Genomic DNA, 17,247 nt, shown 5'->3' with positions numbered 1-17,247 from the left:
AGAATGAACTGGAAGCTGCTGATACTTGGTGCGGCGCTTATAATCATCTCCTGGATAGGCTACGTGGCCTATGCCGCCATGACCGCCAACCCAACGGTCCACGCCAGCTGGGGCTACGTGGATGAGAAGACGACCGAGATATGGGTGGACGCAGAGCTGAGCAAGCCCCTGCTCGTCCCGGTGGAGGTAGAGAACCTGAGCCTGAACTTCATGGGGATACCCGTTGCCAGGGTCGCGAGGTTCGACTACGGTGCGACGAGGTCGAACATAAACATGGCCATAGTCATAGACAACGAAAACCTAGTCCGCTCCCTGGTGGCCTACCTGGACAACGGCCAGACGGGGGAGGTCGAGTTCCGCCTCAAGGGAAGCCTCCTCAAGGTAATACCAATCAACGCGGACATAAGACAGGTTATCAGCGAGGACATCCTCGCGTACCTCAACTTCACCGCGGAGAGCAAGGAGCTCGCGGGTGGACTGGTTAAGAGCCCTGCGCTGGTCGAGACTGCCTTTGACTGGGCCGGCGAACAGAACGGAAAGGCAGTCCTCATAGCCCACATGAAGTTCTACAATCCAAACAAATACCCCGTCCCGATCACAAAACTCAGCTTCGACGCGTATGCGAACGGTATAAAAATCGGGTACGGCGAAACCGAAGAGACCGCCGTCATACCCCCCGGGGGATACTCCACCGTGGACGTCAGGATGTACGTTGATGAGAGCAGACTGACCAAAGTGTGGGAAATTCATGTAAAAAACGGTGAGATGAGTAAGGTTCGCGCGGATATTTTCATGGACATCTCCGTCCTTAACCAGAGGTACAGCATCAGGCTGGCAAGCTACGAACAGACGGTAAAAACGGACATCATGGGTGGCCTCAACAGCATGCTGGAGAACCTCCTCTCCGGATGAAGGTTTTTAAGTCCCCCACCTTTTCTATTTCCGGTGAGAGGAATGAACGTGAGAGAGATTCACGAGTTCCTTAACGAGATGTGGGAGGGCATATTCAGGCTCAACGAAGAGCTCAAGCTTGAGCTCCCGAAGGAGGGTTTTAAGGTTGAAGACGTCGAGGAGGCCTTCGGGGCCTACATCTTCATAGACGGTGAGTGGAGGCTCATGAAGTATCCCCACCCGGCCTTCGAGGTAAAGCCCCAGATAGAGGTTGGCGCGACGCCGGAGAGCTACTACTTCGTGGTCGCGGTTCCAAAGGAGAGGATAAACACAGAGTTTCTTGAGAGATTCATCGAACTCTTTCCGAGGAGCTTCATATATGGGAGCGAGAACTTTCTGAGCGACATCTACAACTGGCGCAGGGACGGAAGGGTCTCCCCAGGGGAGATACTTGAGAAGATCGAAGCCAGTGATGAGAAGCTGTTCCAGTTTGAGGCGAACTTTGAAAGCGCCGGAGAGCTGAAGAAGGGACTTCTGAAGCTCATAGAGACCGGCAAGCGCTTCGAAATCTTCGACCTCTGAGGTGTCCCCATGTACGCCGATGCTTTCCCCGAGGAGCTGAGGGAGTACTACCAGAGGCTCTTCGGGAGCGAGGCGGAGGAGATAATGGCCTCCCTCAGAACGCCGGTGGAGAAGTACTACATCCGCGTGAACACGCTGAAGACCAGCAGGTCAAAGCTGATGAGCATCCTCCGGAAGGAGGGCCTAAAGCCAAGGCGAAGCCCCTACCTCAAGGAGGGCATATACTTCGAGAGGGAAGGCCCGAACTTCCCCGACGACCACGAGCCCGGCCTTCCAGTCGTCCGCGCCAACAAGTTCGCGAGCGAGAGCGTCTATCAGGGCGCGATGCTCTACGCTCCCGGCGTTCTCCAGGCGGACAAAAAAATCAAGCCCGGCGACGAGGTGGAGATACGCGACCCAAGGGGACTTCTCGTCGGAATAGGCATCGCCAGAATGAGCGCCAAGGAGATGGTAGTCTCGACGCGCGGAGTGGCGGTAGAGGTCACCCTGCCGAAGTTCAAACTGCCAAGTCTGAGTGAACTGGAGTCCTTCAGGGAGGGCCTCTTCTACGCTCAGAGTTTGCCATCTATGGTGGTCGCCCACGTTCTTGAGCCGAGCGAGGAGGAGATAATAATCGACATGGCAGCAGCACCGGGCGGAAAGACGAGCCACATAGCCCAGCTGATGCAGAACAGGGGAGAGATAATAGCCATAGACAAGTCCAGAAACAGGCTCAAAAAGATGGAGGAGGAGCTCAAAAGGCTCGGCGTGAAGAACGTTAAGTTAATCCACATGGACTCGCGGAAGCTTCCCGAGCTGGGAATCCAGGCGGACAAGATACTCCTGGATGCGCCGTGTACGGCCCTTGGCATAAGGCCAAAGCTGTGGGAGAGCAGGACGCCGAGGGACATAGAGGCAACGGCCCGCTACCAGAGGCACTTCATCAATGCCGCCATAAAATCCCTAAGGAGGGGCGGTGTTCTCGTCTACTCCACCTGCACGCTGAGCTACGAGGAGAACGAGGCCAACGTGAAGTACATCCTCGGCAAAGGTTTAAAGCTCGAAGAGCAGAGCATCTTTATAGGTTCGAGCGGTATGGGTATCGACGAGGTTCAAAGGTTCTATCCAAACAGGCACCTGACCCAGGGATTCTTCATAGCCAAATTCAGGAAGGTGTAGCCATGGACTGGAGGAAGTATTCCCTCCTGGGCCTGGGTCTGGCGATAATAGCACTCCTCCTCTGGTGGGCCGGGATAGGGGAGGTCATGGCGATACTCAGGAACGCGAGGGCCGACTACTTCCTCCTGGCGGTTCTGGTTTACATAGCTGCAGTCATCATATGGGCCCTCCGCTGGAGGGTTCTCCTGAACAGTCTGGGCATCGGAGTTCCCTTCAGGACGATCCTCGGGGCCCTCTTCGCGGGCATCTTCGTGAACAACGTCACGCCTGGGGCAAGGGGCGGCGGCGAGCCGGTGAGGATGTACTACATATCCAAGCATACCAAAGAACCCTACGGCAACGTCTTCGCCACGATAATGCTCGACAGGATACTTGATGTGATCCCAGTCGTCGTCATGCTCTTCCTCGCGACAGTGTACGTATACCGCCTCGGGTCGTTCACGCTGACAATCACGGTGTTTGTACTTGACCTCGCTTTTGCCGCCCTGACCCTGGCAACGGTTGGCATACTTCTCAGCGAAAGGAAGACCAAGGGCATGCTCTACTGGGTCTACCGGCAGTTTGGAAGGATCATGCCGAAAAAGGCCGCCAAGTACGAGGAGAAGTTTGTTCATGCCGTTGAAGTCAGCGTCCCCCAGTTCCAGGAGAAGTTCAAGTTCCTGCTCACCCACAGGCGCGCCTTTGCACTCTCTCTGGCGTACTCCTTCGCCTTCTGGTTCCTTGTTCTCCTCAGGTCATACCTGATATTCCTGAGCATCAACAACCCGATAGGCATCCTCGACGTCATGGTCGTCCAGACCATCGGCATAGTGGTGGGAATGATGATGATTCTCCCGGGAGGGGCCGGGATAATCGAGGCCATAAACTCCGCGGTGTACGTCCTACTGGGCATAGGGAAGGGAGTGGCCGTTACGGCAACGGTCCTTGAGAGGCTCATCTCCTACTGGGCCCCCACATTCACGGGGGCTATAGTGATGGCGCACTTCGGCATAAAGGTCAGAGCCGAGAGGCAATCCCGCGAGGAAGAGGGAAAGATATAAATCCAACTTCCAATATTTTTGAGTTAGCACTATCGCCTCGCGGGGAAGAGGGTAGTATGAAGTTCGGAATCGTTGCCCGAAGGGATAGGGAAGCGGCGCTGAAGCTGGCGTATAGAGTTTACGACTTTTTAAAGATTAGTGGATACGAGGTGTGCGTCGACAGCGAGACCCACAGGCATCTCCCCGAGTTCCAGGAAGAGGACGTCTGCCCGCTTGAGGATTTCGACGTCGATTTTATAATCGTCATAGGGGGAGATGGGACGATACTGCGGGTGGAGCACAGAACCAAGAAGGACATACCCATCCTCGGAATCAACATGGGGACCCTCGGCTTTCTCACGGAGGTGGAGCCCCACGAGACGTTCTTTGCACTGAGCAAGCTCCTTGAGGGTGATTACCACATAGATGAGCGCATAAAACTGAGGACCTACCTAAACGGCGAGAACACCGTGCCGGACGCGCTCAACGAGGTGGCCGTCCTGACGGGAATCCCCGGAAAGATAATCCACCTTAAGTACTACATAGACGGAGGCTTGGCCGACGAGATAAGGGCCGACGGGTTGATAGTCTCAACTCCAACAGGTTCCACAGGCTACGCAATGAGCGCGGGCGGACCCTTCGTTGATCCAAGACTGGACGTCGTGGTCATAGCACCTCTCGCACCAATAGCCCTGAGCTCAAGGCCCATGATAGTGCCCTCGTACAGCACCATAGACATCAGAAACATCGCCATTACAAGGGAGGTCATCCTCGCCATCGACGGCCAGTTCTACACGTACCTCGAACCGGAAACGGAGATAACCGTGAAACTCTCCCCAAGAAAGGCCAAGTTCATACGCTTCACCAGTGAGGTGTACCCCAAGTATACAATGAAAATCAAGGGGAAATTCTGAGGAGCTCTTTCAGGTCTTTTATTGGGGCAAACTCTCTTTTGAGTATCATCATCTCCTTTTCATCCAGGGTTGGATTCCCAACCAGGAGGAGAACCGTGGAACCAGTCCCAATCGCATAATCCTTGAGAGCCGAAAGGAATCTGAATACGGACTGGAACTCATTATATAGAACCAGAACCTCAAGACAGTCTATCACAATGAGCTTCCCACCCCCCTGGAAAAACTTCACGGCACTGTCCAGGATCACGTGTAGTCTCGTTGGACCCACCCCACTTTCGCTGGCCTGTGTTATCCAGAGGGTGTGCACATGCTCGCAGATGTCCTCGTACTTCCATGGGCTCCTTGTAATAACCATCGCCGGAACCTCACACTTCCCGAGGAACTCCAGCACCTCACCCTCGTTTTCACCGAGATATATAAAGCCACCAGGGGGCAGAGTTCCATCAAGTACCTTTCCGGACGGTACCGGAAAGATTCTCTTCTCAACGCTCCTGATGTAGTTCATCAGACCGTAAGCTATCCCAAGGATGGAAAGAAAGTATGATACCTGCTTCATGGGCCACAAAATCTCAGGACGTGTCATGAAATCGTCAATTATGTCCATTGCCCGCCCAATGGACGCCAGGAGGAGCGAAAACGCCGTTACGATGATGAACCGATTGAGGGGCTCTTCGTAGCGGTTGATCCTCCTGAGAGCATAGAGGGCTGCATACCCGATTACAACAAACAGAACGACATCCGCGATAAACACCAGCAGAGGCACCATCAGCTCCATACTACCTCCACCTCATCGGTCCTGAACTTCTGCCTGACCAGGGTATCCCGAATGCTGAAGCGAACACCACCAAGGTACATCCTCAGACCGGTGTAGGCTATCATGGCCCCGTTGTCCCTGCAGAGGTCGTAGGGAGGGACGAAGAAGTCTATACCCCTGTCCTCGGTCATGGCTTTCAGCATCTCGCGGAGGCGGTTGTTCGCTGCAACCCCACCGACCAGGACGACCTCATCCTTGCCGGTGTGAGCCACGGCCCTCTCCGTCACCTCCACCAGGGCGGCAAAGGCCGTCTCCTGGAAGGAATAAGCTAAGTCCTCAACGCGGTACTTCCCGGTTCTGTACTTCCGAACCGCCTCGGTCAGGATTCCGGAGAAGCTCAGATCCATGCCCTTCACGGCGTAGGGAAGCTCTATGTAGCGCTCGCCCTTAAGCGCGAGCCTCTCAATCTTTGGGCCACCGGGAAAGCCTATACCCAGCTCCCTGGCGAAGGTGTCTATCGCGTTGCCTATGCCTATGTCGAGGGTCTCTCCGAAGACGCGGTAGCGGCCGCCTTCCAAAGCCAAAACCTGCGTGTTTCCGCCGCTGACGTATAAACCAACGGGGTCCTTAACGCCGAACATCTTGGTTATCTCGACGTGGGCGATGCAGTGGTTGACGCCGACTATGGGCTTGCCGTATTTTATCGCGAGAGCCCTTGCCGCCGTTGCCACGACACGCAAAGCAGGACCGAGGCCCGGCCCCTGGGAGAAGGTTATAACGTCAACGTCATCCATACCTATTCCGGCCTCGTCGAGGGCCTTTCTGAGAAGGGGTTTCAAGAGATTAGCGTGGTGTTCGGCCGCTTCCTTCGGATGTATTCCCCCCTTCTCCGTCGTGAGAGTGTGGAATACGTTGGCCAGAACTTCCGTTTCTGTAACGATGCCTATGCCAAGGGTGTGGGCCGTGCCTTCCAGGCCAAGGGCTATCATCGTGATACGCTCGGGAAAAAGTGTATAAAAAGTTGCCGGGCTACCGTCCCGGCCGGTAAACCTTATTCTCAAAGGTCACGAAGTCGGTCCACGATGCATGGGCCAGAAAGCCGGCCTCAAGGTTCGGACGGTCTCCACTGAAGGCGTCCTCTCTGGCCGAACCGCCAACGACCTCACCCACAAACCATGTGTGGTCGCCGTAGTCCCTCTCATCGACGAGCCTGCACTCGATGTTCGCCAGTGCGTTCCCGATGCTCGGCGTTTCAATTGCCTTCGAGGGAACCAGCTCTATGGAGGTCTCCTTCAGCTTTTCAGGCCCGTGCTTCGTCCCGACTATCCAGACATCATCGAGCATGTCCAGGCCGGGAACGCTTATCACGAACTCGCGGTACTTCTTGACGAGCTTCCAGGTGTGTCTCTGTGGCGCTATGGCAACACCGACCATAAACGGCCTCGCTGAGACTATGGTAACCCAGTCCGCGGCCATGACGTTTGCTTCCTCACCCTTACCGGCTACGACGAGATAAGTCCTCATAGGATAGAGCAGCCTGTACGACTTCATCCCACCACCAAATATGAATCCCTCTTCATGATATAAAAGGTTAAAGTCCCAAAGAACGCCGGGACATTAAAAGAGAGGAGCATCAGCGCAGGGAGAGCCAGTAGAGTGCCCTGGCGGCCCTCTCCGGTGTCGGGAAGTTCTTGAGTCCATGCCTTTCGAGAAGCCTAACCCCATCACCCACCAGCTCCCCGGCCATAAAGTTGACTATTACTGGCTTATCGCATTCGGCCTCGATTACCGCCTTCGCTATCTCTTCGCTTGGAATGAAAATCGGCGGCACGCAGATGACGAGGAGCGAATCCACGTTTTCGTCCCGGCAGACGACTTCAATCGTTTTTCTGTAGCGCTCGTAGTCCGCATCGGCTATCAGGTCAATCGGGTTCCTCACCGAGCACTGGGGCGGAAGGAATAAGCGGAGTTCATTGACGGTCTCCTCGCTCAGCTTTGCAATCTCAAGGCCCAGCCTTTCGAGCTTGTCCGTTGCCAGAACACCCGGGCCGCCGGAGTTGGTGATTACCGCGACCCTCCTTCCTGCCTTGGAATACATCTCAAAGGCCTTGGCAGCGTCGAAGAGCTCCTCCATTTCCTCGACCTCGATTGCCCCGGCCTGTCTGAATGCCGCCCTATAAATCTCGTAGCTTCCAGCCAAAGAGCCGGTGTGGGAAGCTGCAGCTTTGGCCCCGCTCGCGCTCTTGCCGGCCTTGAGGATGATGACCGGTTTTCTTCCAGCGGCGTAGCGGAGGGCCTTTAGGAACCGCCTGCCGTCCTTAACGCCCTCGATGTAGAGGGCGATGACCTTCGTGTTTTCGTCGTCCGCGAAGTACTCAAGGAAGTCGCTCTCATTCAGGTCGGATGCGTTTCCATAGGAAACGAAGGCCGAGAAGCCTATCCCCTCGTCGTTGCCCATAGCCAACGCCGCACCGCCGAAGGCACCGCTCTGGCTGATTAATGCCAGCCCACCGGGCCTAACCCTGACCTCGAAGGAACCGAAGAACCTCCCGTGGACGCCGAAGATGCCTGCGCAGTTGGGGCCTATAACGCGAACGCCGTGCCTCCTAGCCTTCTCCACCAGTTCGCGTTCAAGCTCCTCGTTCCCAACCTCGGAGAAGCCGGCTGAGATAACGACCGCACCCCTGATGAGGGGGCCTATTTCATCGATTAGGGAAGGAACGAACTTCGCCGGGATGGCGATTATAGCAGTATCAACGGCCTCGTCAAGCCTCTCACGGATTTGGAGAATCCTCTCGGCGACCTCAACGGTTCCGCCCTTCGGGTTGACCGGGATTATCTTGCCCTCAAAGCCCCCCTCCACGATGTTCCGGAGAATCTCGTAGGCTATGGCGCCCTTCTTGAAGGAGCCAAATACCGCAACGCTGGAGGGATAAAAGAAGAAATCCATTCACTCACCCCCACCGTCCGGCTCCCGGGACAGCTCCTGCTTTCCAGTTTCCGGTGGAGAAGCCCCACCCGATTCCTTCTCTGCTGTTTCAGACCCCTTCCTAGCCCCTTTCTTTTTCACTATGATAACGGCCGCTATCACGAGCACAACGGCGATTCCATAGGCGTAGAGTCTGTAGTTAGACTTCTTCTCCGTGACAGTTATTATCAGGGTGTGGTCCGGCGCCAGAACGTAAGTGCCCCTGACGACGGAGATGTTGTCAAAAGCCCCCGGAAGCTTCACCATGGCCTTCCATATCTTTTCAGAGGACGTCTCCTGGTAGGCAACCTCCGGCCGTACAACCCCGATAACGACCAGCGAACCGTTTTCCTGTCTGGTGTCTATACTCATAACGTCCATTGTGGCTCTGAAGCTGGCCAGGAGCTGGTTTATTATCGACGGGGTAGCGTTGGCACCGGTGAAGGTCGCGTTGAACTGGACGTAGCCCTCTTTCGGGTCGTAGAGGAGTGAAATCTCCTTCCGGGTCGAGTTCAGGAACAGCACGTAGGAATACACTGGGGTGTACAGCTCTATGATTGGGAGAAAGCTTCCGTTTTTCCATACGGCAACGTTATCGCTCAGGTCGTCTGGAACGGGAGCCAGGTTCTTTATCTGGTAGTCGCGGGGGAGAATCAGGGTGAGCTTGTCCCAGCTGTAGTCGAAAACGTGTCCTCTGTAAACAAAGTCCAGAAAGCCGCTCACAGGGCACCGGAGCACCTTTCCATCGCCCACAAGGAAGTTCGCAACTGCAAAGGTCACGACGGCCGACCAGTTGTCGAGAACCCTGACGGGCCCTCCGGAGGGGAGGTATATGGTGCTGCTCATGTTGGCGGCCTCAAACTTCTTCTCAAGGTTGTCTTTCATGTTGTCGTAAACCAGTTGCTTCACCAAGCTCGCAAACTCCTCATTGGCCTTCGTGCTGTTGTTGGCTACCAGATAGTCGAAGTACGCCCGATAGCCGGGATCCTTCAGAACCACGTATATCTTGAAGGTTCCCATCCAGGTAGAGGTGTTCTCGACCTTAACTCGGGCCACGGTAATGGTCATCTCCATCCTGAAAAGGGGTTGCGGGTCGTCGACCGCACTGACCTCACCGATGAGAGGAGTGAGGAGAAAGATGATGAGCATGAACGCCATGAACCGCCTCATTCAACCACCTCCACGGAAATCTTCTCAGCGAATAAAAAAGCTTATTGGTTCCTTCGCCTAAGTTTCCCCCATGGGGAAAAGATACAGAAAGGTCGTGGTCGGCGGAACGTTCGACAGGCTCCACCTCGGCCATAAAGCCCTGCTCAGAAAGGCCTTCGAGGTCGGAGAATACGTCTATATAGGCCTTACCTCGGACGAGATGATACGCGAGAAGCCCTACGCCGATAAAATCCTTCCATACGGAATCCGGTTGAAGGATTTAATCAAATTCTTCGAGGTGAACGGCTATTCTAACTACCGAATCATCAAGATACACACTGCAATAGGCTTCGCGGACGATATGAAAAGCCTTGAAGCCATAGTCGTGAGCGAGGAGACCTACAAGGGCGCTCTCATCGTGAACAGGGCGAGAAAGGAGAAAGGCCTGAAGCCCCTGGAAATAGTCACCATAGGGCTCGTGAAAAGCTCATTAGGCTCCAAAATCAGCTCATCCCTGATAAGGGCCGGCCTCATAGACCCCTTCGGAAAGCCGCTTTCCAGTGGAAAGAAAGCCCGAAAGGGAAAGGCGTTTAAGGAACAAAAACGTAACACCTACGGTGATACCAATGTCGAAGCTGAAGGAACCGATTATAGCGATTAACTTCAAGACCTACGCCCAGGCCACGGGCGATGGGGCTTTGAGGATAGCCAAGGCCGCCGAGAAAGTTTGGAAGGAGACCGGGATAACAATCGTCGTCGCACCACAATTAGCCGACCTCTACAGGATAGCCCAGGAGGTCGAAATCCCTGTCTTCGCCCAGCACATCGACCCGATAACGCCGGGAAGCCACACCGGCCACGTCCTGCCGGAGGCCGTCAAGGAGGCCGGAGCTGTGGGAACGCTCCTCAACCACTCCGAAAACAGGATGGTTTTAGCGGATTTGGAGGCCAGCATAAGGCGCGCTGAGGAAGTTGGCCTGATGACGATGGTCTGCTCCAACAACCCAGCCGTCAGCGCGGCTGTGGCGGCACTCGGGCCGGATTATGTGGCCGTCGAGCCGCCCGAACTCATAGGCACAGGCATCCCCGTCAGCAAAGCCAAGCCGGAAGTCATCACCGACACGGTCGAGCTGGTTAAGAGGGTCAACCCGGACGTCAAGGTTCTAACTGGCGCGGGAATTTCCACGGGAGAGGACGTCAAGAAGGCTCTAGAGCTGGGAAGCGTTGGAGTTCTTCTCGCAAGCGGAGTTACCAAGGCCAAGGACCCGGAGAAGGCGATAAGGGATCTGGTGTCGCTGATCCTCTGAGCCTTTTCTAACTTTTAAAGCCAGTCACGTCCAAACAAGCCCGTTCAAAAATTTCTTAGGCCACAGAACAGAAATTAATGGTAGCCCCGCCGGGATTCGAACCCGGGTCGCGGGATCCAAAGTCCCGCATGCTTGGCCGCTACACCACGGGGCTGCCCGATAGAAAAAGCCGAGAAGAGGCTTATAAAGTTTAGTGAAAAGTTACCCCAGCAAAGTCGCCCGGCAGGGATTTATCAAGTTCGTAGCTTTCTCCCAAGTTCCCCTTTGGAAGCGATTTTCCATATTTCAAGAGCTCCCAACTTTTGACGGAGCCTTTTCCAAAGCTTCCTGCGCGTAGTTTGACAAGTTGGTGATTCTTCTGTGAAGTGCTCTTTTGAGAGGTTTGCTTTTTTGAGCGCGTGGTTTTTAGTGAAGAATTCCTTTGAAAATACATTATCCAAGTGGGTTTGCTATCTCTGCCCTCCGAAGGAGGCTTCAATGGTTTAAACCCGCGTTTTGTAGCCTTGAATTATGAATTCCTACCTGAAAATGCCTGTTGAGAGTACAAACGTCCTCCACGTTGAATTTTTGAAAGGAATCACAAACTTTGATGAATCTCTGTCGAGCAACTTTGTGAAGGCAAAGTTTCTAAAACGCAAACTCCTCCACGCTGAACTTTTCCATTACCCTCTCGAAGTCCGTCTCCGGAGCGTAGGTGAAGCCGCACGTGGTGCACTTCAAAACTCCCTTCTCCTCGCTCAGGGGCGAGAAGCAGACCGGACAGCGGTACTCATCGCGGCTCAGAGAATCGTAGACCTCGTCCTTCATTACGAGAAGGTTTAGCTCAACCTCCCAGTCCTCGTGGAGCATTCCCCAGAAGGGAGTCTCGACCGGATAGAACTTCTCAAGGATGAGCGCGTTTATCCCAATCCCCCTGACGCCGGGCGGGAGTTTACCGGTCGGCTCTATGCTCACCACGTACTGGTCGTAGAACTCTATGTGCTCCGCTCTGACCGTTAAGCCACTGGAGAGTCTCGAACGGAGGGGAATTATCTGGAGGAAAAGGTTTTCCCTCTCAACGTCCCAGCTCGCGCTTACAGAGACGCTCCCCTTCGTGAAGAACTGGGTGATGTACCTATCATCGCGCTCCTCGCCGGCGAGGTGGAAGCCCAGTTTTCCCATCGCCCTCCCAAGGAAGTTCGGCCTCGGAAGCCGCTGGTAGTTCACCAGGTACTCACCTATCCATCCAGCGAGGGGCATAGAATAGCCTATGAAAGCCTGCCTCTGAACCCGCAGGTAGGCCACGCTGGGGAGCAATTTGAACCCTGAGTTCATTCCCATCAAAGAAAGAGCGGCATAATGATATATATGATTAACGGAAAAACTAAGAGCCGAAGAACTCGTCGAGACTTATGCCCTTCTTTTTCTTCTTCATGGCAGCCTTTTCCTTCTTGACTGCTTTCTCGAACCCTTGTGATGGCTTTATCTTCTTCTCGGAGCGCTTAGAGGCTTTAGATTCCTTCTTTTTCTCGGGTTTGGAACTCTTCTTGAGCTTTCCGTTCGCCTTAAGTTCATCAAGGTAGCCGTTTTTGCCGTTGGACTTACCGGTTCTTGCCTTTATCATCTTCTCGCAGACGTCGGCCGAGAAGCCCATGAGCGTCCTCTGCCTCTCGGGAAAGACGTTCTCGAAGAGGGTCTTGATGTCCTTCTCAGTCAGGCATATCCTCTGCCTCGTGTAGTCGAGCACGTTGTACTTCGTGACCAGCATCTTGGCGGTCGGAAGGTACTTCTCTATAGCCCCTTTGCTGACCGTGAGGACTATCTTCCCGCCGCACTTGGGACACTTACCTGTCAGCGGGGGCCTTCTGTATTTGGTGTTGCATTTAACACACCTAAACTCCTGCCTCGTGAAGCTCCTAAGGTTGCCCCTCAGGTCGGGAACCAAGTGGGAGTTGATTATCGTCTCGGCCACGTGGTGTTCGTCAACCGCCCTTATGCGCTCCGCCAGGGCGAGCTGGCGCTCGACCTTCTCCACCATGTCGCCGAGCTGTTTGTACAGGCTCATCTTCGGGCCGAGGCCGATGTCATCTGTATCATGGGTGAACTTCAGGCCCTCGTACATCTCCGGCCTGCCGAGCCTGTCCTCGACGCGCTCGATGAACTTGATCTCCTTCGGGGACTTCATCTCGTAGGTCGCGCTGTAGAATTCCAGCGGATAGTAGCGGACGACGTCCATGTTATGAACCTCGCTGTCCACCTCTCTTGGATCGAGGCGGGTGGTAACGACTAAAGGCGCGTCCATCTTGCCTCCGCGCTTCTCGGGCAGATAGTACTTGCTGAAGTTGAGCAGGGCGTCGAGGAGGAGCATTACAGCGTCCTCGTCGCCGTCACAGTTCCTCCTCTTCGCGGCGTGGTAATACGGGTGCGCATAGCCCACGAGAACGTCGGAGAAGCCTATTATCCTGCCTATGATTCCCGCTGAAGTGTGGGGGGCGAGGCCTATCACGAGATGTCCGACGAGGTCCTCCATCTTCTCGGCGTTGTAGAACCTCGGAAGGCCGTAGAACTTCTCAAGGAGGTCGTCTATGAAGCGGGCAACCTTTAGGAGATACCTTCCAGCCTCGTAGGGCAGTATAACGTCCTGAACGCGGAGTTCGAGTATCTGGTCGTCCCGCTCCAGTGGCTTGCCCTCAAAGTCATGGGTGTAGCCGAGTTCGCGAAGCTTTTCAACGCTCGTGCCTATCTCCTTTGGCTTGAAGTGGGTTATCGGGGCATCTGTGGCATCGAAGCGGATGGTGCCATCTTTAAATACGTAAACGTCGTTTTTGGCCCTTAAAAGACCCTTCTCAAGCGGCTCTGCCATCTTGTAGCCGGAGGTCATACCCTGGACGCCCTTGAGCTTGTCGATGCCGTAAACCTTCACGTTCTCCATAGCCCTCCTGAGCAGTTCGGACGGCTTTATGGTTCTCCTCGCGTAGGGCTTCAGCTCCATGCCGCACTTGGGACATCGGAAGTCAAAGCCCCCTGCCTCGTTCTGGGAGTAGTCGACGTTGCACTTGGCGCAGTGCCAGAGGAGCTCCTTCCTCGTCCCACAGCGCGGGCAGATATGCTCCGGCCCGGTGTGGCCACATTCCGGACAGCGGAAAAAGGCTATCTCCACGCTCGTTACCTTTCCCTCCTCGGCGGCCTTCTTGATGTCCCTGCTGGAGCCACCGGCGAGGCCGATCGGGAAGAGAACCTGAACCGGCGGCTTCATCTTCCTCTCCTTGGCCTTCTCCGGCCTGCCCATTCTCGCGCCTATCCAGCTTATTCCCCTGTCACGGAGCTTTATCCGGTTGTTCTCGTTGATTATGTCTATGGTGGTGTGGAAAGGCTTGGCCCTGAACTCCCATTCGAGGTTGCCAAGGGGTGTAAGGAGCGCGGCGCTCCAGGGGTAATCGATTACTATGACCCTCTTCCGCTCCTCTGTCCTCTCAAGCCTGTGAGGTAAACCTAGGAGTTCAAGGTAGCGCTTGATTTTGGGGTCGTTCTCCAGAACCACCTTCCTCGCGAACTTGTTCTTCATGTGCTCGTCCCACTCGATTTGAGCCCCCAGCAAGGCCCTCTGAAGCTCCTCGACTTCCTCAGGTTTGAGCGTGTTCCAGTAGAGGGTGTAGTACGGATGAAACGGAACGTCCAGGACCTTTGAGAGGTGCACCGCAACCTCAACGCTCGGCCTCACACGGAGGGGGTCTTTCAGCAGGTCTTCGAGAAAGTCCGGGTCAACTTCAATGTACTCCGCCGCCTCCTCGATGGGCCCGCGCGGGTTGTCGGAGAACGGCTTAAGCTCGACCTCATAGGTCTCGGCTATAGCTTTGACGAACTCCTGAATCCACCATTCCTCGACGTAGTTGGCAGGCAAAAGCGTCTGGTTGTTCTCGACGAAATCGCCGAAGTTCACCAGAGCATCGCCGACGTAGAGTATCTCGTCAATCTTGTCCCGGATTCTGAGGGCGGTCTCGTAGTCGTCCACGCGAATAACGCTCCCGTCCTTGAGCCGGACTATCGGGCCTTCCACGGTGGTTGCCGGCGTCACGATACAGCCCTTGCCGGGCCTTTCCGTCTTCATCTGGGTTCCAATAGCTATGAACTCGTCCAGAACCAGCATGGTCGCAGGATTGACACTCCAAGTTGCGAAACCGCTGACACGGGAGCGGCCGTATCTGAGCCTGAACCCACCGTTCTTTGAGGGCTCGGCGAAGAGCGGCCTGCCCCCGATTATTTCCTTCGTGTACTTTTTGTTGGGGGCGATATTGGCCCTGAACTTTTCGTAGAGTTCGTAGTAGAAGCCCTTCTCAACTTTCTCCCCGATCTCTTCCTTTGCACCGGAATCCTCCGCCTTGGACTCATCGACTTTGGACTCCTCTGCCTTTTTGCCCTTCTCCTTGGCTTCAACGAACTCCTTTATCCAGTCCCAGCCCTCAACGCCCATCTTGTCGATGTACTTGACGAGCTTCTTAGCCTTTTGGAGGACACCCTCGGCCAGAACGAGAATCGCTCCGCCGCGAAGATGGTTGGTCTCAACGCCGGGAACGTCCCTGTGGGAGACCTCAACTTTATCCGTTTCTTCACCGGTTATCTCGATGGGGATGTTTCTCATGGCGAGTCTTACCTCGTCGGCCTCGGGATGATACTGCAGTCTCGTAACGGCACGGTGGTAGAGGTCTATCTCCTCGACCATTCTCTCAATGTGCTTCTCACTGGGCTTGAAGCGGTCGAGGCCGAGCTTCTTCCTCACGTAGTCGCCGACGAGGACGCTCAAAGCCTGTGCCGTTCCGCCGGAGCTCCTGATTGGACCAGCGTAGTAGAGGGCTAAATACTCGGAGTTATCGTCCCAGCTGTTGCGCTTGATTTTGACGTCGGCTATTCCCTCCAGTGGGGCCGAAACTATTCCCTCCGTGAGGATTGCCAGAGCCGTTCTGACGGCCTGTTCAGCGTAGCGCTCCTTGCTCCCGAGGTCGCCGAACTTCCCCCCGATGATCTCATCGACCACCTTCAGGGCGGCCAGCTCTTTACCGTACTCCTTGACGAGCTCCCTGATTCTCTCGGCGACGCCCTTCGGCCCAACGAGGCTCTCAACACGGCCGGCCATGTCGGTCGCCTGGGGCACCTCCACTTCCAGGCTGGGATCTTTGCCCTGCTCACGGGCCTTTCTCGCCACCTCGTAGGCCCTGTCTATCTCGCGCTGCAGGGATTCAAAGTAAGCCTTAATTTCGGGTGAGTAGAGCTCAGGCATGAGTAATCACCCCTACTTCAAGAAGAGATTCGCAAGTAGATCCAACGAGACTCCACAAAAGGTAAAAATTCAAGAGTAGCTTATAGGTCAATATTAAGGAATACCGCCTAGCCTGGCGGTATCCCCATTTCATTTTTGAACACATCAGTATAAAAAGATTTCGAGCCATTGTATCAACCCCCGTATTTGGAGATAAGTTCAGATATTGTTAGATGGGTTACTGGGAATCCCAAGGAGGCGAGGTATTCTCCAGTTCCATGGCCATAGGGACCAAGAGAAACGAGAATTCCCCCATTTCTGCGGAGCTCATCAACATCGCCACCTGCACCACTCTGGAGGGCAAGGAACTTAATCGAACCCCCAACTTCGGAGGCGTGTCTCAGAATGTACTCAAATGCCGGAGATTTTTCAATTAAACGCTGTTCGTTCTCCGGGAGCAAACCTTCCCTGATAACGTAAATCATGGGGATGGGATACCATGATTGGGGAAGAACATCGTTTTCAGTTGAAACAGGCACGATTTTAGATAGGCTTCTGCTACCAACATGGTACACCTTTAACAGGTCTGGAGCGAACCCTATCGAGGACAAATTCTGGAGAAGAGAAGGCACATCAAGTCTCCACTTTGAGAGCAGTATGCTCTCCTTGATGTACCTGAGGACGAGGTCTGCAGTTGATATCAGAGGATTAACCTTGTCACCATTGGGGATAACCACCAATTTTTTTGAATCCCTGCAGAGCTTCTCCCATGCGAGTGTTCTCGGCGAAGGGTTGAAGTTATCAATATAAACGACTGGATGAGACCGACCCAAACGAGATAGAACGACCCAAGCAGGAATGTAAGAGAAGTACGAGCCAAGTTTCTTCTTAATGAAATTCATAACACCAACCTGCGACCCATCCGGCATGCTAATTTTCTTAACGCCAAAAGAAGCAAAGATGAAGTTGGTTATAACACCCCCTGGGACAACAACCTTTTCAACGAACTCATTCATACGCAGGAAATACTCCGTCGGGTCGTTGTCCCCACCAATGAGAAACCCCCTAACATCCGAAGACGAAAAAATCCACCGGGGGGTCTTTAAGTTCAGATCCTCCTTGAAATCTTCAAAAAACTCACGGTAAAGGTCCAAAAAAGAGCCATAACTGGACTTCCTAATCGTTACGGCAACCCCGATTCTCGCGATGAAAGTTCCGCGCCGCCCAACGAACTTTATGTCTCCTTCATCGGAACCGATAAGGAGACCCACA

Annotated in this window: 14 protein-coding genes, 1 tRNA gene and 1 pseudogene; 7 read left to right on the top strand and 9 right to left on the bottom strand. The window is 54.5% G+C overall.

Annotation, left to right across the window (positions count from 1 at the left end; genetic code table 11):
- The first annotated feature begins 3 nt into the window (after window positions 1–3).
- The 5 genes from NUS69_RS09305 to NUS69_RS09285 are packed head-to-tail and all read left to right on the top strand — an operon-like array spanning window position 4 to window position 4,564.
- Window positions 4–912, top strand: a complete 909-nt coding sequence (locus NUS69_RS09305; protein WP_258083509.1) for an LEA type 2 family protein — start codon at window positions 4–6, stop codon at window positions 910–912.
- A gap of 42 nt (window positions 913–954) precedes the next feature.
- On the top strand, window positions 955–1,473 hold the full coding sequence (locus NUS69_RS09300) for a DUF3201 domain-containing protein (RefSeq protein WP_258085073.1): 519 nt from the start codon (window positions 955–957) through the stop codon (window positions 1,471–1,473).
- A gap of 9 nt (window positions 1,474–1,482) precedes the next feature.
- A complete protein-coding gene (locus NUS69_RS09295; protein WP_258083508.1) occupies window positions 1,483–2,631 on the top strand; it encodes an RsmB/NOP family class I SAM-dependent RNA methyltransferase in 1,149 nt (382 codons plus the stop codon).
- 2 nt (window positions 2,632–2,633) lie between these two features.
- Window positions 2,634–3,671, top strand: a complete 1,038-nt coding sequence (locus NUS69_RS09290) for a flippase-like domain-containing protein (protein ID WP_258083507.1) — start codon at window positions 2,634–2,636, stop codon at window positions 3,669–3,671.
- Between the two features lie 56 nt (window positions 3,672–3,727).
- A complete protein-coding gene (locus tag NUS69_RS09285) occupies window positions 3,728–4,564 on the top strand; it encodes an NAD(+) kinase (RefSeq protein WP_258083506.1) in 837 nt (278 codons plus the stop codon).
- On the opposite strand, the gene NUS69_RS09280 is transcribed toward NUS69_RS09285, so the two are convergent.
- The 5 genes from NUS69_RS09280 to NUS69_RS09260 all read right to left on the bottom strand — a co-directional run bounded on the left by NUS69_RS09280 (window position 4,548) and on the right by NUS69_RS09260 (window position 9,456).
- Window positions 4,548–5,339, bottom strand: a complete 792-nt coding sequence (locus tag NUS69_RS09280) for a DUF835 domain-containing protein (protein ID WP_258083505.1) — start codon at window positions 5,337–5,339, stop codon at window positions 4,548–4,550. The genes NUS69_RS09285 and NUS69_RS09280 overlap by 17 nt on opposite strands.
- Window positions 5,330–6,307: a bifunctional N(6)-L-threonylcarbamoyladenine synthase/serine/threonine protein kinase gene (locus NUS69_RS09275; protein WP_258083504.1), complete on the bottom strand. Its 978-nt coding sequence runs from the start codon at window positions 6,305–6,307 to the stop codon at window positions 5,330–5,332. The genes NUS69_RS09280 and NUS69_RS09275 overlap by 10 nt, the downstream gene beginning before the upstream one ends.
- Before the next feature lie 40 nt (window positions 6,308–6,347).
- Entirely contained in the window at window positions 6,348–6,869 is a 522-nt protein-coding gene (locus NUS69_RS09270; RefSeq protein WP_258083503.1) for a flavin reductase family protein, read from the bottom strand.
- A gap of 82 nt (window positions 6,870–6,951) precedes the next feature.
- Entirely contained in the window at window positions 6,952–8,268 is a 1,317-nt protein-coding gene (locus NUS69_RS09265) for an acetate--CoA ligase family protein (protein WP_258083502.1), read from the bottom strand.
- Complete coding sequence (locus NUS69_RS09260) at window positions 8,269–9,456, bottom strand: hypothetical protein (RefSeq protein WP_258083501.1); 1,188 nt, start codon at window positions 9,454–9,456, stop codon at window positions 8,269–8,271.
- Between the two features lie 70 nt (window positions 9,457–9,526).
- Between NUS69_RS09260 and coaD the strand changes: the two are divergent.
- Both coaD and tpiA read left to right on the top strand, forming a co-directional pair.
- Window positions 9,527–9,991, top strand: a pseudogene (gene coaD, locus NUS69_RS09255) (phosphopantetheine adenylyltransferase); the annotation flags it as partial.
- Between the two features lie 70 nt (window positions 9,992–10,061).
- The gene (gene tpiA / locus NUS69_RS09250; RefSeq protein WP_258083500.1) at window positions 10,062–10,742 is read left to right on the top strand and encodes a triose-phosphate isomerase; all 681 of its coding nucleotides are present in this window, start codon (window positions 10,062–10,064) and stop codon (window positions 10,740–10,742) included.
- Between the two features lie 78 nt (window positions 10,743–10,820).
- On the opposite strand, the gene NUS69_RS09245 is transcribed toward tpiA, so the two are convergent.
- The 4 genes from NUS69_RS09245 to NUS69_RS09230 form a co-directional block, all read right to left on the bottom strand.
- Window positions 10,821–10,896: transfer RNA gene (locus NUS69_RS09245), tRNA-Gln, on the bottom strand.
- Between the two features lie 473 nt (window positions 10,897–11,369).
- Complete coding sequence (locus NUS69_RS09240) at window positions 11,370–12,056, bottom strand: hypothetical protein (protein WP_258085072.1); 687 nt, start codon at window positions 12,054–12,056, stop codon at window positions 11,370–11,372.
- 49 nt (window positions 12,057–12,105) lie between these two features.
- Entirely contained in the window at window positions 12,106–15,996 is a 3,891-nt protein-coding gene (locus tag NUS69_RS09235; protein WP_258083499.1) for a DNA-directed DNA polymerase II large subunit, read from the bottom strand.
- A gap of 173 nt (window positions 15,997–16,169) precedes the next feature.
- Window positions 16,170–17,246, bottom strand: coding sequence for a hypothetical protein (locus NUS69_RS09230; protein ID WP_258083498.1), 1,077 nt, complete (start codon window positions 17,244–17,246; stop codon window positions 16,170–16,172).
- Window position 17,247 lies beyond the last annotated feature (1 nt).

Origin of the sequence: Thermococcus thermotolerans, from assembly GCF_024707485.1 — an archaeon.
Lineage (GTDB): Archaea > Methanobacteriota_B > Thermococci > Thermococcales > Thermococcaceae > Thermococcus > Thermococcus thermotolerans.
Note: the sequence above shows the minus strand (reverse complement) of the source record. Positions and strands in the feature narration are given on the sequence as shown.

What these genes read in the sequence shown, in the direction of transcription:
- NUS69_RS09305 (WP_258083509.1), top strand. Translation starts at nt 4, where the DNA reads ATGAACTGGAAGCTGCTGATACTTGGTGCGGCGCTTATAATCATCTCC.
- NUS69_RS09270 (WP_258083503.1), bottom strand. Translation starts at nt 6,869, where the DNA reads ATGAAGTCGTACAGGCTGCTCTATCCTATGAGGACTTATCTCGTCGTA.
- NUS69_RS09275 (WP_258083504.1), bottom strand. Translation starts at nt 6,307, where the DNA reads ATGATAGCCCTTGGCCTGGAAGGCACGGCCCACACCCTTGGCATAGGC.
- NUS69_RS09240 (WP_258085072.1), bottom strand. Translation starts at nt 12,056, where the DNA reads ATGAACTCAGGGTTCAAATTGCTCCCCAGCGTGGCCTACCTGCGGGTT.
- NUS69_RS09285 (WP_258083506.1), top strand. Translation starts at nt 3,728, where the DNA reads ATGAAGTTCGGAATCGTTGCCCGAAGGGATAGGGAAGCGGCGCTGAAG.
- NUS69_RS09235 (WP_258083499.1), bottom strand. Translation starts at nt 15,996, where the DNA reads ATGCCTGAGCTCTACTCACCCGAAATTAAGGCTTACTTTGAATCCCTG.
- NUS69_RS09280 (WP_258083505.1), bottom strand. Translation starts at nt 5,339, where the DNA reads ATGGAGCTGATGGTGCCTCTGCTGGTGTTTATCGCGGATGTCGTTCTG.
- NUS69_RS09265 (WP_258083502.1), bottom strand. Translation starts at nt 8,268, where the DNA reads ATGGATTTCTTCTTTTATCCCTCCAGCGTTGCGGTATTTGGCTCCTTC.
- NUS69_RS09260 (WP_258083501.1), bottom strand. Translation starts at nt 9,456, where the DNA reads ATGAGGCGGTTCATGGCGTTCATGCTCATCATCTTTCTCCTCACTCCT.
- NUS69_RS09290 (WP_258083507.1), top strand. Translation starts at nt 2,634, where the DNA reads ATGGACTGGAGGAAGTATTCCCTCCTGGGCCTGGGTCTGGCGATAATA.
- NUS69_RS09295 (WP_258083508.1), top strand. Translation starts at nt 1,483, where the DNA reads ATGTACGCCGATGCTTTCCCCGAGGAGCTGAGGGAGTACTACCAGAGG.
- NUS69_RS09300 (WP_258085073.1), top strand. Translation starts at nt 955, where the DNA reads ATGAACGTGAGAGAGATTCACGAGTTCCTTAACGAGATGTGGGAGGGC.
- tpiA (WP_258083500.1), top strand. Translation starts at nt 10,062, where the DNA reads ATGTCGAAGCTGAAGGAACCGATTATAGCGATTAACTTCAAGACCTAC.